General features: G+C 51.6%; 12 protein-coding genes. 11 read left to right on the forward strand and 1 reads right to left on the reverse strand.

What is annotated here, in order from left to right:
* Window positions 1-379 precede the first annotated feature (379 nt).
* Complete coding sequence (locus tag ACTQZS_RS09060; protein ID WP_441475519.1) at window positions 380-820, reverse strand: MerR family transcriptional regulator; 441 nt, start codon at window positions 818-820, stop codon at window positions 380-382.
* 106 nt (window positions 821-926) lie between these two features.
* Between ACTQZS_RS09060 and ACTQZS_RS09065 the strand changes: the two genes are divergently transcribed.
* The 11 genes from ACTQZS_RS09065 to ACTQZS_RS09115 all read left to right on the forward strand — a co-directional run bounded on the left by ACTQZS_RS09065 (window position 927) and on the right by ACTQZS_RS09115 (window position 11,780).
* A complete protein-coding gene (locus ACTQZS_RS09065; RefSeq protein ID WP_441475520.1) occupies window positions 927-1,466 on the forward strand; it encodes a flavodoxin family protein in 540 nt (179 codons plus the stop codon).
* Window positions 1,467-1,469: 3 nt separating this feature from the next.
* Window positions 1,470-2,234, forward strand: a complete 765-nt coding sequence (locus ACTQZS_RS09070) for a carboxymuconolactone decarboxylase family protein (RefSeq protein ID WP_441475521.1) — start codon at window positions 1,470-1,472, stop codon at window positions 2,232-2,234.
* 2 nt (window positions 2,235-2,236) lie between these two features.
* The gene (locus ACTQZS_RS09075) at window positions 2,237-3,208 is read left to right on the forward strand and encodes an alpha/beta hydrolase (RefSeq protein ID WP_441475522.1); all 972 of its coding nucleotides are present in this window, start codon (window positions 2,237-2,239) and stop codon (window positions 3,206-3,208) included.
* Window positions 3,209-3,858: 650 nt separating this feature from the next.
* Entirely contained in the window at window positions 3,859-5,529 is a 1,671-nt protein-coding gene (locus ACTQZS_RS09080) for a histidine kinase N-terminal 7TM domain-containing protein (protein WP_441475523.1), read from the forward strand.
* 2 nt (window positions 5,530-5,531) lie between these two features.
* Window positions 5,532-6,524: a hypothetical protein gene (locus ACTQZS_RS09085; RefSeq protein ID WP_441475524.1), complete on the forward strand. Its 993-nt coding sequence runs from the start codon at window positions 5,532-5,534 to the stop codon at window positions 6,522-6,524.
* A 26-nt stretch (window positions 6,525-6,550) separates the two neighbouring features.
* Window positions 6,551-7,180: a response regulator transcription factor gene (locus ACTQZS_RS09090; protein WP_441475525.1), complete on the forward strand. Its 630-nt coding sequence runs from the start codon at window positions 6,551-6,553 to the stop codon at window positions 7,178-7,180.
* A 278-nt stretch (window positions 7,181-7,458) separates the two neighbouring features.
* A complete protein-coding gene (locus ACTQZS_RS09095; RefSeq protein ID WP_441100737.1) occupies window positions 7,459-7,821 on the forward strand; it encodes a hypothetical protein in 363 nt (120 codons plus the stop codon).
* Window positions 7,822-7,852: 31 nt separating this feature from the next.
* Window positions 7,853-9,307: an SPFH domain-containing protein gene (locus ACTQZS_RS09100; protein ID WP_441475526.1), complete on the forward strand. Its 1,455-nt coding sequence runs from the start codon at window positions 7,853-7,855 to the stop codon at window positions 9,305-9,307.
* A gap of 24 nt (window positions 9,308-9,331) precedes the next feature.
* Window positions 9,332-9,745: a hypothetical protein gene (locus ACTQZS_RS09105; RefSeq protein ID WP_441475527.1), complete on the forward strand. Its 414-nt coding sequence runs from the start codon at window positions 9,332-9,334 to the stop codon at window positions 9,743-9,745.
* A 102-nt stretch (window positions 9,746-9,847) separates the two neighbouring features.
* Window positions 9,848-10,942: a hypothetical protein gene (locus ACTQZS_RS09110; protein WP_441475528.1), complete on the forward strand. Its 1,095-nt coding sequence runs from the start codon at window positions 9,848-9,850 to the stop codon at window positions 10,940-10,942.
* A gap of 13 nt (window positions 10,943-10,955) precedes the next feature.
* Window positions 10,956-11,780, forward strand: coding sequence for a TPM domain-containing protein (locus ACTQZS_RS09115; protein ID WP_441475529.1), 825 nt, complete (start codon window positions 10,956-10,958; stop codon window positions 11,778-11,780).
* Window positions 11,781-11,978 lie beyond the last annotated feature (198 nt).

The raw sequence follows: 11,978 nt of genomic DNA on the forward strand, positions 1-11,978 counted from the left end.
TCGTCACTGCGGACTCGCAGGTACTCGCGGAAGATGTGCCACAGGCACATCTTCTGATCGCTCGTACAGTTCTCAAAGAGATAATCAAACAGACTCCCCGCGGAATCTGTTGCAAAGGGCTCCTTGCTGTTGTGGCGGGGAGCCTTTTTGATTACCGCAGCTGTGCTGCGGCCTGCTCGTCACTGCGGACTTGCAGGTACTCGCGGAAGATGTGCCACAGGCACATCTTCTGGTCGCTCGTACAGTTCTCAAAGAGATAATCAAACAGACTCCCCGTGGAATCTGTTGCAAAGGGCTCCTTGCTGTTGTGGCGGGGAGCCTTTTTGATTACCGCAGCTGCGCTGCGGCCTGCTCGTCACTGCGGACTCGCTTTTTTGTTCTAACAGCTATGCGCGTTTTCATATGCTTTTTTGATTTCCTCCGGCAAGTGGTCGGGAATCAGTGCCTTTAGTCTGTCCTCACTGCCGTCCTGGATCGCCTGCTCATAATACCAGCACTTGAATTTCAGCATATCCAGTACCCGGTTCATGTGCGCAATCTCTGCTTCCATGTGGGCTTTCCGCTCCTCAAACATGGCCTTGCGCTGTGGATAGGTGGATGGCCCTTCTACACACCAATCCATGAATTGCCGGATGTCCTTGATCTCCATGCCGGCCTTTTTCAGACATTCAATGACCCGGAGTGCTTCAATCTCCGTGTCACCGAATTTGCGGATGCCGGATACTCGTTCCATGTTCGGAAAAAGTCCCTGCTTGTCATAATAGCGCAGCGTGGAGATAGGCAATCCGAACATCTCTGCCACCTGCCCAATTGAATACATAAATTTTCCTCCGAAAATTTTCAAAAAATATCTTGACCTAAAGTTAGGTTTAGACACTACCATGAGATTACCACAGAGAATATCAAAATGCAAGGAGTGTTCTACGATGAATAAAAAGGTACTAATCATTTCCTCAAGTCCCCGTAAGGGCGGCAACTCCGAAACGCTGGCAGCAGCGTTTGCCAAGGGTGTACAGGCGTCGGGCAATCAGGTAGAAACTGTGTATCTTCGAGAAAAGCAGGTTGGCTTCTGCAAGGGCTGCCTCGCTTGCTTGAAGTTGGGGCACTGCGTCATCCAAGACGATGCCGTGGAAATTGCCGCCAAAATGCACGATGCAAATGTGCTGGTGTTCGCAACGCCTGTCTACTATTACTGCGTCAGCGGTCAGCTCAAGACTATGCTGGATCGTGCCAACCCGCTGTTTGATACGGACTACGCCTTTACGAAAGCCTATCTGCTTGCAGCGGCGGCAGAGGACGCACCGGAAACCTTTGCGGGTACAGAGAAAGCCGTGCAGGGCTGGGTGGACTGTTTCCCCCGCTGTGCGCTGGCGGGCACAGTGTTTGCGGGCGGCGTAAACAGCGCGGGAGAGATCGCTGGTCATGCCGCACTGGAGCAAGCTTATCAGATGGGCAGGGAGGTGTGAGCCATGGCAATCAAACAAACGGCAGGCAGAGATGCTTTGGGGGAATTTGCTCCCAAATTTGCGGAATTGAATGATGATGTACTGTTCGGGCAGGTGTGGAGCCGGGAAGACAAGCTTTCCCTGCGAGACCGCAGCATTGTAACAGTGGTGGCGCTGATGGCGCAAGGGCTGACGGATTCGTCTTTTCAGTACCATCTGACAACTGCAAAGAACAACGGCGTGACGAAAACGGAAATTGCGGAGATCCTGACCCACGCGGCATTTTATGCAGGCTGGCCCAAGGCATGGGCGGCCTTCCGTATGGTAAAGGACGTATGGGCGGAAGACGATGCTGCCGACGCAAAAGCCAAGCATCAGAATGAAATGGTCTTTCCCATCGGCGCACCAAATGACGCCTTTGCGAAATATTTTATCGGGCAAAGCTATCTCGCACCGCTTTCTACGCAGCAGGTCGGCATTTACAATGTGACCTTTGAACCGGGCTGCCGCAACAACTGGCACATTCATCACGCCAAAAGCGGCGGCGGACAGATTCTTGTCTGCGTAGCCGGGCATGGTTACTATCAGGAATGGGGCAAACCGGCACAGGAGCTGCGCCCCGGCGATGTAGTAAATATCCCTGTGGGCGTCAAGCACTGGCACGGTGCTGCGCCGGATAGCTGGTTCTCTCATCTGGCGGTAGAGGTTCCGGGGGACGAAACATCCAATGAATGGTTGGAAGCCGTGGACAACACAGTATATTTTAAGGCAACAGGCAAGGAGGTCTGAATATGGAAAAACTGAATTTAACACAGGAATGGGATAAGCTGTTCCCGAAAAGTGACAAGGTGGATCACAAGAAAGTAACTTTTCACAACCGCTACGGCATCACACTGGCGGCGGATATGTATACGCCAAAGAGTGTGGTGGGCAAGCTGCCCGCCATTGCCGTCAGCGGTCCGTTCGGTGCGGTAAAGGAGCAGTCCTCCGGTCTGTATGCGCAGAAAATGGCGGAGCTTGGCTTCTTGTCGATTGCCTTCGACCCGTCCTGTACCGGCGAGAGCGGCGGTACACCCCGCTATGTCGCATCGCCGGACATCAATACCGAGGATTTCTGCGCAGCGGTAGACTTTCTTTCCGTGCAGGAGAATGTTGACCCGGAGCGCATTGGTATCATCGGTATCTGCGGCTGGGGCGGCATGGCGCTCAATGCCGCAGCCATTGACACCCGCATCAAAGCTACTGCGGCTATGACCATGTACGACATGACCCGTGTAACGGCCAACGGATATTATGATGCTGAGGATTCTGAGCAGGCACGCTTTGAGAAGAAAAAAGCCATGAATGCACAGCGCACCGAGGACTATAAAAACGGCAGCTATGCGCTGGCGGGTGGTGTGGTTGATCCGCTGCCGGAGGACGCACCGCAGTTTGTTAAGGACTATTATGCCTACTACAAAACGCCACGTGGCTATCACTCCCGCAGCCTGAACTCCAACGGCGGTTGGAATGTGACCTCCTCGCTGTCGTTCCTGAATATGCCGATCTTGCAATACAGCAACGAAATCCGCTCTGCCGTGCTGCTGGTACACGGGGAAAAGGCGCACTCCCGCTATTTCAGCGAAACAGCATACAGCAAGATGACCGGCGATAACAAGGAATTGCTCATTATCCCCGGTGCAAACCACACTGACCTTTACGATCAGATGGATATCATTCCGTTTGAAAAGCTCAACGCATTCTTTACGGAGTATTTGAGATGAAGCGGCATATTATGTGTTTTTGCGTAAGCATCTGGAGGAAGGCGTATATCAAGTTTCTGCTGTTCTGCATCGGATGTACTGAAACGAAATATTTAAGCCATTGAAGAATCGGAATTTGTCTACGATACGTGTAGATTTGTCAATGATGTGTTACCCATAAAGAAAAGCATTTAGAAAGTAGTCCGGAGATTTCCGGTTAAGTGGCCATGACTTTTTGCTGTATTGAGATTCATTGACATTTGCGCACACCCATGGCTCAGAAAATCCTGGCCGGTGGATAAAGCGGCGAGCGCTCTCTAATACCCGATTTATCAAACCACAATAACCATTTTACGGCGGGTCTCGGCCCGCCGTTTCTTTTTACCGCAGCTGCGCTGCGGCCTGGTCGTCACTGCGGACTCGTTTTTTGGGTCCGGATATGACAGCTGGAAGCTCGGGAGGTTTTGGTTGAAACAGAAATTAGATTTTGGAACAGAAAAATATATCCAAAAAAAATCCTGAAGTTCTTGTGGGGATTGCGATAATAGAATAAAATATATACATGGGGTAAACTAACACGAAACAAATATGCAATACATGATAGTATAACTTGTTTATGACACGGCTGGCTCCGTGCCGGGCACTCCCCGAAGGGAAGGAGGAAATGCGCGGTGACAAAATCTTCTCTGAAAAAGCTTCGCGTTTTTCTGTATGTGCTTCTTTCTGTCATGGCGGCGATGGCGCTGCGGCAGGCTGCTTACCGGACCGATGGCGTATTGGACCGGATCAGCGACATACTTCGTCCGGGCATTTATCTGGTTTTGTTTCTCGTTTGGGGGATTTCGATCCACAGACGGATCATTCAGATTCAGGTGCGCCGTCATCTCATCGTTATTTCTGCTCTCATCATATTCTGGATTGCCGTCAGAACCATCCGGTATTCGCTGGAGAAAGGTGTATGGCTGATCCGGTTCCTGTGGCACCTGTACTATGTTCCCCTGCTGATGATTCCGCTGCTGGCAGTGTTTATCGCGCTGTCGCTGGGAAAAGGAGAAAATTTCCGACTGCCGAAGTGGACAGCATTGTTTTATATACCAACGGTGCTGCTCCTGATGCTGGTTCTGACCAACGATTTGCACCAGATCGTATTCATTTTTCCTGCCGACGCTGTGGTGTGGATGGATGATTATAATTATGGCATTGGTTACTTTCTGGTTGTCGTCTGGATGATGTTATGCAGTGTAACTGCTCTTGTGATCATGCTGATTAAATGCCGGATTCCGCACAGCCGCAAAGTCCTGATATTGCCCTTTCTTCCGGTCATCCTTGCAATGATCTACGGCACGCTGTGGATTTTAGATTCGTTCGGTATTGTTCAGCTGTTATGGCTGAGGATGCTTGCCGGTGATATTACCATTGTATATTGCCTGCTGTTCTCGGCAGCGCTTGAAAGCTGTATCCAATGTGGCCTGATCCAGAGCAATACCGGTTACGACGAACTGTTTCCGGTCAGCAGGCTCGGAGCGCAGATAACGGATGCTGAGAATAATGTCTGTCTTGCAAGCCTCAACGCAGTCACGCTGACGGAGGAACAGAGGAGAAAGGCAGGGGACGAGGCCATCCTGGCAGATAAAAATACGCTTGTCAGGAGTCAGCCGATCGGATTCGGTCATGTTCTCTGGCAGGAGGATGTTTCTGAACTGACCGAAGCCATCGATCAGATTGAGGATAACTGCTCGGAGCTTGCGGAACGTAACCGTATCCGACGGAAGAATCTGGAAATGAAGAAAAGGATTCTTGCCCTTCAGGAGAAAAACAGGGTAAATGATCTGCTCCAGAGCGAAACAGAGCGGCAGATGGATCTGATCGAACGGATTCTGGAAAATTACGAGACAGAAACGGATGGCAGCAGATGCGGCCGGCTTCTGGCGGGCGCGGCGGTAATCGGCGCCTATATCAAACGATACGGCAATCTGCTTCTTATCCGCGAGCGCAGTTCATCCGCGGATATCCGGGACCTGTCCAGGTGCTTTGAGGAATCCTTTATGAATCTGGAGCTTCTCGGTGTAAACTGTCTCCATACACTGCCAACGGGGGTTCCGCTTGCAACCTCGGATATGCTTCGGGTGTATCGGAGCTTCGAGACGATGACGGAGGCCTGTTTGTATGACCTCTCCAACGTCTGGATTCATCTGCGGAACGATGCGGGCGGTTATCTGCTGCATATGGAATTTGTCTGCGAGACGGATCTGACGCAGTTTGCGCAGATCGCTGATTTTTTTTCGGCCGAAGACAAGGGAACGTATCGCTTTTCGTTCCGAATGCGGAAAGGCGGGGTGTGATCATGTGGATTGGAGAAGCGGCAGAACGGATCCGGCATCAATATGCACTGCGTACTGCCGTAAAAGAAGCACTCGACACACTTCCGGCCGCAGTTTGCTATTTTAACTCCTCCGGATCAGTGAAACTGTGCAACGCAGTCATGTACAGGCTGTTTCGAAAAATGGCACAGAGTGATCTTCAAAGCTACCAGGAGCTGAAAAGTGCACTGGACGGGTGCGATTCATCGACCGGTATTGTACGGGACGGTAATGTCTTTCTCTTCCCCGATGGAAGCGTATGGAAGTATTCGGAAGCTCCGGTCAAAACGGAATATGGAAAGATCTATATAGAGACGGTGTTCATCGATGTGACTGAATTGTATGAAAGGCGGCAGGAATTAAAACGTCAGTCAAAAGAGCTGAAAAAGATGTATGAGGAATTGAAAAATCTGTCGGATCATATGAAGGAAGCAGCCAGGGAACAGGAAATTTTGAACATGAAATCACGGCTGCATGACCAAATGAACCTCGGAGTCACCGCGATACGGCAGATGTTGCGCAGCGGTACTGCTTCTTCAGAAAATTCTGCAGCAGTCGTGCAGTTTCGCCGCGCTATTCAGGTGCTGCAGGAGGAAAACAGCTGTCCGCAGGACGGCCTGACGGAGTTTATCCATGATGCAGCGGTATCCGGTATTCATGTAAAAATAACAGGGCAAATGCCGAAAGAAAGGGAGACGCTGGAGCTGTTTTTGAAGATTATGCGGGAAGCATGTGTCAATGCAGCTCGCCATGCGGATGCCACTAAACTTTTTGTGGAAGTAGAGCACGGGCAGGGTTGGCACATGCTTCGCGTGACCAATGACGGAAAGCCGCCGGAAGAGGCGGCTGCGCCGCGGGGCGGTCTGGCGGATCTGGAGAGACTGGTTGTGAAAGAGGACGGAAGGATGGAAATCTGTTGGCATCCGTCGTTTGTTCTGACCGTGAGGCTGCCGGACTGTGTTGGCGTCAGATTGTGAGATCGGGAGAGAACAGGAGGGGCAGTATGACGAAGGTTTTGGTCATTGATGACCAGCGGATTGCCAGGGAATATATGGAGAATATCGTGAAAAATGGAGGAGACTACGAACTGGTGGGCAGTCTGTCGAAAGCGGACCTTGCAGAAACCGTCTGCCGCAGGAGCAGGGTCGATCTGCTGCTCATGGATGTCTGTACCCATAGTACGAAAGACGGTATCGACACAGCTTCCGAGCTGCGCAGACAGTTTCCGGAATTGAAAATCATTGTTGTCACCTCGATGGTTGAGGAGAGCTTTATCAAGCGTGCGCGAGAAGCAGGGGCGGATAGCTTCTGGTATAAAGACGTCAGTCCGGAGGACCTGCTGACCGTCATGGATGCGACTATGCAGGGCAGACAGATCTGGCCTGCGGAGACACCGGCGGTAAAGATCGGCATTACGACCAGCAATGATTTGACGGAGACTGAAATCAAGGTGCTGCGCCTGGTCTGTGAAGGGCTGGAGTACAGCGAAATCGCAGAACGGCTGCACTACACGAAAGACAATGTAAAGTATCATATTCGAAACATTCTGCAGAAAACAGGTTATGCAAACAAGACACAGCTCGCCATTGCCGTTACAGGAAAACAATATATTATACCGAAGCTGTTTGATTGAAAGGATGTCTGATTTATTAAGTCCCCGGTTTATTTTGATGTGTACCCGGAATTCCGGATACATATCAGAGTAAGCCGGGGATTTTTGTATGTAACTTCAGGCGGTTTCGTTTTTGTAAAAGGTACCGATTCGATAACTTTACCCTTATGGGTAGGGAAGGAAGAATTCGCTGCTCTTATAATGAGAGTGTACAGAAAGAAACGCATTGTCTCATGTCTGGGGTCGGATATGAATCAGAACATTTGGAGGTAAGGATATTGCGTCGGGTCGTGATTGATATGCAGAATATGCTGTTTGCGGATGCGATAGCGGAAGCATTGCGTAAATTTGATTCTGATTTTGATCCGGTCATGAGTGAAAGTCCGGACAAGACTCTGGAATTATGCAATGCCATACTGGCGAACATTCTGGTTATGGAGGTTACCGCTTATGCGCCATGGATGCTGGAGGGAAGAATGCGAATTCGTGATGCGTTGAAGAACAGCAATCCGGATTGCAAGGTGGTGCTGGTAGTTGATGAGAACACGGAGAAAAAACTGGCGGACCGGGTCAGACAGGCCAAAAAAGATGGTCTGATTGACAACTTTATCTATGGATCGGTTTCTTCCAGTTATCTGTCGGCAGTCATTGACGCACTGTGACAGAACAAAAATCGAGACGGGAGGTAATGGTATGGGACTTATCAAAGCAGGAATCGGGGCGCTTGGATCTACATTAGCAGACCAGTGGAAGGAATTTTTCTATTGTGATGCGCTTCCCAATGACGTTCTAATGAGACGCGGGCAGAAACGGATCACCGGGCGTACTTCCAATACCAGGGGAAATGACAATGTGATCTCAAACGGCTCCGGCATCGCCGTGGCGGATGGTCAGTGCATGATCATTGTGGATCAGGGTGAAATTGTCGAGGTCTGTGCCGAGCCGGGAGAGTTTACCTATGATACATCCTCGGAGCCCAGTATCTTCAGCGGGAGGTTCGGGGAGAGCCTGAAGGAAAGCTTCCGCACGCTTGGGAGGCGTTTCACCTACGGCGGCGACACGGGCAGGGATCAGCGTGTCTACTATTTTAATACAAAGGAAATCCTGGACAATAAGTTCGGAACGGCAAATCCGATCATTTTTGAAGTCGTGAATAAGCGGATCGGCATGAGCCGAACGGTTCAGCTGCGGTGCAACGGAGTATATACCTATGTGATCTCTGATCCGCTGGTTTTTTATAAGCGGCTCTGCGGGAATGTCGCGGACGAATATACCCGTGACCAGATTGACGCGCAGCTCAAGACGGAATTCATAGACGCACTTCAGCCGGCCTTCGGAGCGCTCGCCGAGCAGGAGCTCAGGCCTGCACAGATTCCGGCCAAATCCGGAGAATTGAAAGCCGCGATGAACGAGGCATTGCGGCAGGAATGGATCGACAACCGCGGCATTTCCGTCGGGAAGATTGCACTGAATCCGATTACGCTGACCGAAGCCGATATGAAGAAGATCAACGAGATGGAGGATGCGGCTACGGTGGGAACCAATCCGTTTATGATGGCAGGCCGGGTGACAAATGCGACAGCGGATGCCATGGAGACTGCCGCCGGAAATTCTGCCGGGGCCATGACCGGTTTCCTTGGCATGGGAATGGCCGGCATCGGAAGTCAGGGCGGATTCGGCGCGGCGCAGAACCTGTACAGCATGGGACAGCAGATGCAGGCACAACAGGCGCAGTCTCAGCAGATGCAGTCCGGGCAATCCCGGCAGCCGCAGACCGCAGCGCCTGAACAGAACAGCTGGAAATGCAGCTGCGGAGCAGTGGTGACCGGGAAGTTCTGTCCGGAGTGCGGCGCAAAGAGACCGGAGCCGGTACCGGCAGGGGCATGGAAGTGCAAATGCGGGGCCACGGCGACCGGAAAGTTCTGCCCGGAATGCGGCTCACCGAGGCCGTCGGAGGAGGTTGGCTGGACCTGTTCCTGCGGAACGGTAAATAAAGGCAGGTTCTGCTCAAATTGTGGCGCCCCAAAACCTGCAGGCGCACCGGTGTACCGGTGTGACAAGTGCGGATGGGAGCCGGAGGATCCGGCGCACCCACCGAAGTTTTGCCCGGAATGCGGGGATCCTTTTGACGACAGTGACCGGAAGTAAATCTTGATGAGGGGAGGGAAAGCTATGAAGAATCAGGAACAGACATTTTTGAAGGTCACATCGATTTTAATGGTCATCGGTGGAATTATCGCCTTGCTCGCAGGAGTATTTGCAATTCTGGGAGTCAGCGCGCTGGCGGCACTGATGGGGAGTGCGGAAGGAACCGGACTTCTCTATGCCGGCTCCGTTCTTGCAGTGGTCACCTCGGCAGTTGAGATTCTTGCAGGCGCAAAGGGCCTCAAAGCGTGCAGGCTGCCGGGAAAAGCCGGCGAGTGCGTGATCCTTGGTATTGCGATAGTGGCTCTCAGCATGATTTCTATGGCGGTCAATGTGAAAGGCGGAGGGGAGTTTAAAATCATTAACCTTGTGGTCAATCTTCTGGTACCCGTCTTATATATCCTTGGAGCGGTAAAAACAAAACCGGCTGCAAGGGCGTGACAGGGAGCATAAAAGGACGTTTATGAACAAGAGGACTGCTGTTTCGCGGAAGCCCTCTTGCATGGGCGGCAGATATAGAAAGCATGCAGGGAGGAAGCGCATATGAGTGCTTTACAGGAATATAAATGTCCGTGCTGCGGAGGCGCAATTGCCTTTGACAGCGGGACGCAGAAAATGAAATGTCCGTTTTGCGATACGGAATTTGAAGTGGAAACCCTAGAAGCCTATGCCGGGGAACAGGCCTCTGTCCGGGAGGATGAGATGAACTGGGAAACAGCCGCAGGAGGAGCGTGGCAGGAAGGAGAAGCGGAGGGACTTCGCACTTATGTGTGCCAGTCGTGCGGCGGTGAGATCGTAGGCGATGAGAATACCGCGGCGGCATCCTGTCCGTTCTGCGGGAATCCGGTGGTTATGACGGGGCAGTTTTCCGGCGCGCTGAAGCCGGATTATATCATTCCCTTCAAGCTGGACAAGAAGGCTGCGAAGGAAGCGCTTCAAAAGCATTACGGTGGAAAGCGGCTTCTTCCCAAGGTGTTCAAGGATCAGAATCACATTGATGAGATCAAGGGCATATACGTGCCGTTCTGGCTTTTTGACGCGGAGGCAGAGGCGAACATCCGATATAAGGCGACCAGCGTCCGGACCTGGAGCGACAGCAGCTATCAATACAAGGAGACCAGCTACTATTTGGTCACCCGGGGCGGGGAGATTGGCTTTGAGAGGGTTCCTGTGGACGGCTCTTCCAAAATGCCGGACGATCTGATGGAGTCGATTGAGCCGTTCCTGTTTTCCGATGCGGTAGATTTCAAAACAGCTTATCTGGCGGGATATCTGGCAGATAAATATGATGTAGATGAAGAACAGAGCATAGAACGGGCCAATGCCAGGATCAAACAGAGCACGGAGAAAGCCTTTGCGGATACGGTCAGGAACTATACGAGTGTGGTTCGGGAAGCAGGCAGCGTAAAGCTTCGGGGCGGAAAGGCAGCCTATGCGCTCTATCCGGTGTGGATGCTCAACACCACCTGGAATGGAAAAAACTACACCTTCGCGATGAACGGTCAGACCGGAAAACTGGTGGGCGATCTTCCGGTAGATAAAGGCGCAGCCCGTAAATGGACATTAGGGCTGACAGCCCTGTGCAGTGCCGCGGCCTACGGGATTATCTGGCTTCTGCATCTGGCGAGAATCTTATAGGGAGGGCAGACCAATGAAAAAGCGTATTTTTTCGATTTTTCTTCTGCTCGCACTTTGTCTTGGCATGGCAGTGCCGGCTTTTGCAGCGGACAGTGGAGAAGAAACAGGCGGATTCGCAGACGCATATCACCGTCTGCAGGATCAGGCCGCTGTTATAACAGAAGAAGAGGACAGCGAGATTCAGCAGCTTCTTGATCAAGACAGCACAGAGCTGAAATTTGATCTGTGCATTGTGATTGTAGAGCGTCTGGAGGGCCGGACCGCCAGAGATTATGCGGATGACTGGTATAATTCCTGCCAGTACGGCTATGGAAGCGATAAGGATGGAGCTCTGCTTCTGATCAGCACAGAGGACAGGGACTGGGCAGTTTCCACGCACGGATATGGAATTACGGCTTTTACAGACGAGGGCATTCAATATCTCGGAGAGCAGATGAAAGGAGATCTGTCTGCCGGGAACTATACGGAAGCCTTTCGTACGTTTGCCCGTCTGGGCAGTTCGTATGTGACGCAGGCAAGAGAGGGCAATCCGTTCGATAAGTCTGATATTCCCCGGAAGCCGTTGTCTGCGGTCTGGTTTTTGGTCTCCGTGGCAATCGGCTTTGTGACAGCTCTGCTTATCGTAGCCTCCATGAAACAGCAGCTGAAGACGGTCCGTGCCCAGGCTGCAGCGGGCAGCTATGTGAGGGAAGGAAGTATGATCGTGACGGAAAGCAAAGATCTGTTCCTGTATCACAAGATTGAACGCACGGAAAAAGCAAAAAATAATGGTTCTGAAAGCAGCACGCACACATCGTCTTCCGGGACAATACACGGGGGAGGCGGTGGAAAATTCTAGGAGGAAACGAAAGGCAAGACGATCCTGTCGGCGTTTTTAGAAGAGCTTATACAGCACACCTTAAGAAATCTTAATGTTTTATAAAGGGCTCCTTTAGGGAGCCCTTTTATAGTGTATGCATAGATTGATACATTTCAAGAGCTTCACATGGCTGTCTGCAGGATAGGCTATGTGTGAAGAACGATGAAAAGGAAAGAA

It is taken from the genome of Bilifractor sp. LCP19S3_H10 (genome assembly GCF_052119185.1).
Classification (GTDB): Bacteria; Bacillota; Clostridia; order Lachnospirales; family Lachnospiraceae; genus Bilifractor.

Coding starts and splice junctions, on each gene's coding strand:
- ACTQZS_RS09060 (WP_441475519.1), bottom strand. CDS start 820: ATGTATTCAATTGGGCAGGTGGCAGAGATGTTCGGATTGCCTATCTCC.
- ACTQZS_RS09065 (WP_441475520.1), top strand. CDS start 927: ATGAATAAAAAGGTACTAATCATTTCCTCAAGTCCCCGTAAGGGCGGC.
- ACTQZS_RS09070 (WP_441475521.1), top strand. CDS start 1,470: ATGGCAATCAAACAAACGGCAGGCAGAGATGCTTTGGGGGAATTTGCT.
- ACTQZS_RS09075 (WP_441475522.1), top strand. CDS start 2,237: ATGGAAAAACTGAATTTAACACAGGAATGGGATAAGCTGTTCCCGAAA.
- ACTQZS_RS09085 (WP_441475524.1), top strand. CDS start 5,532: ATGTGGATTGGAGAAGCGGCAGAACGGATCCGGCATCAATATGCACTG.
- ACTQZS_RS09090 (WP_441475525.1), top strand. CDS start 6,551: ATGACGAAGGTTTTGGTCATTGATGACCAGCGGATTGCCAGGGAATAT.
- ACTQZS_RS09095 (WP_441100737.1), top strand. CDS start 7,459: ATGCAGAATATGCTGTTTGCGGATGCGATAGCGGAAGCATTGCGTAAA.
- ACTQZS_RS09100 (WP_441475526.1), top strand. CDS start 7,853: ATGGGACTTATCAAAGCAGGAATCGGGGCGCTTGGATCTACATTAGCA.
- ACTQZS_RS09105 (WP_441475527.1), top strand. CDS start 9,332: ATGAAGAATCAGGAACAGACATTTTTGAAGGTCACATCGATTTTAATG.
- ACTQZS_RS09110 (WP_441475528.1), top strand. CDS start 9,848: ATGAGTGCTTTACAGGAATATAAATGTCCGTGCTGCGGAGGCGCAATT.
- ACTQZS_RS09115 (WP_441475529.1), top strand. CDS start 10,956: ATGAAAAAGCGTATTTTTTCGATTTTTCTTCTGCTCGCACTTTGTCTT.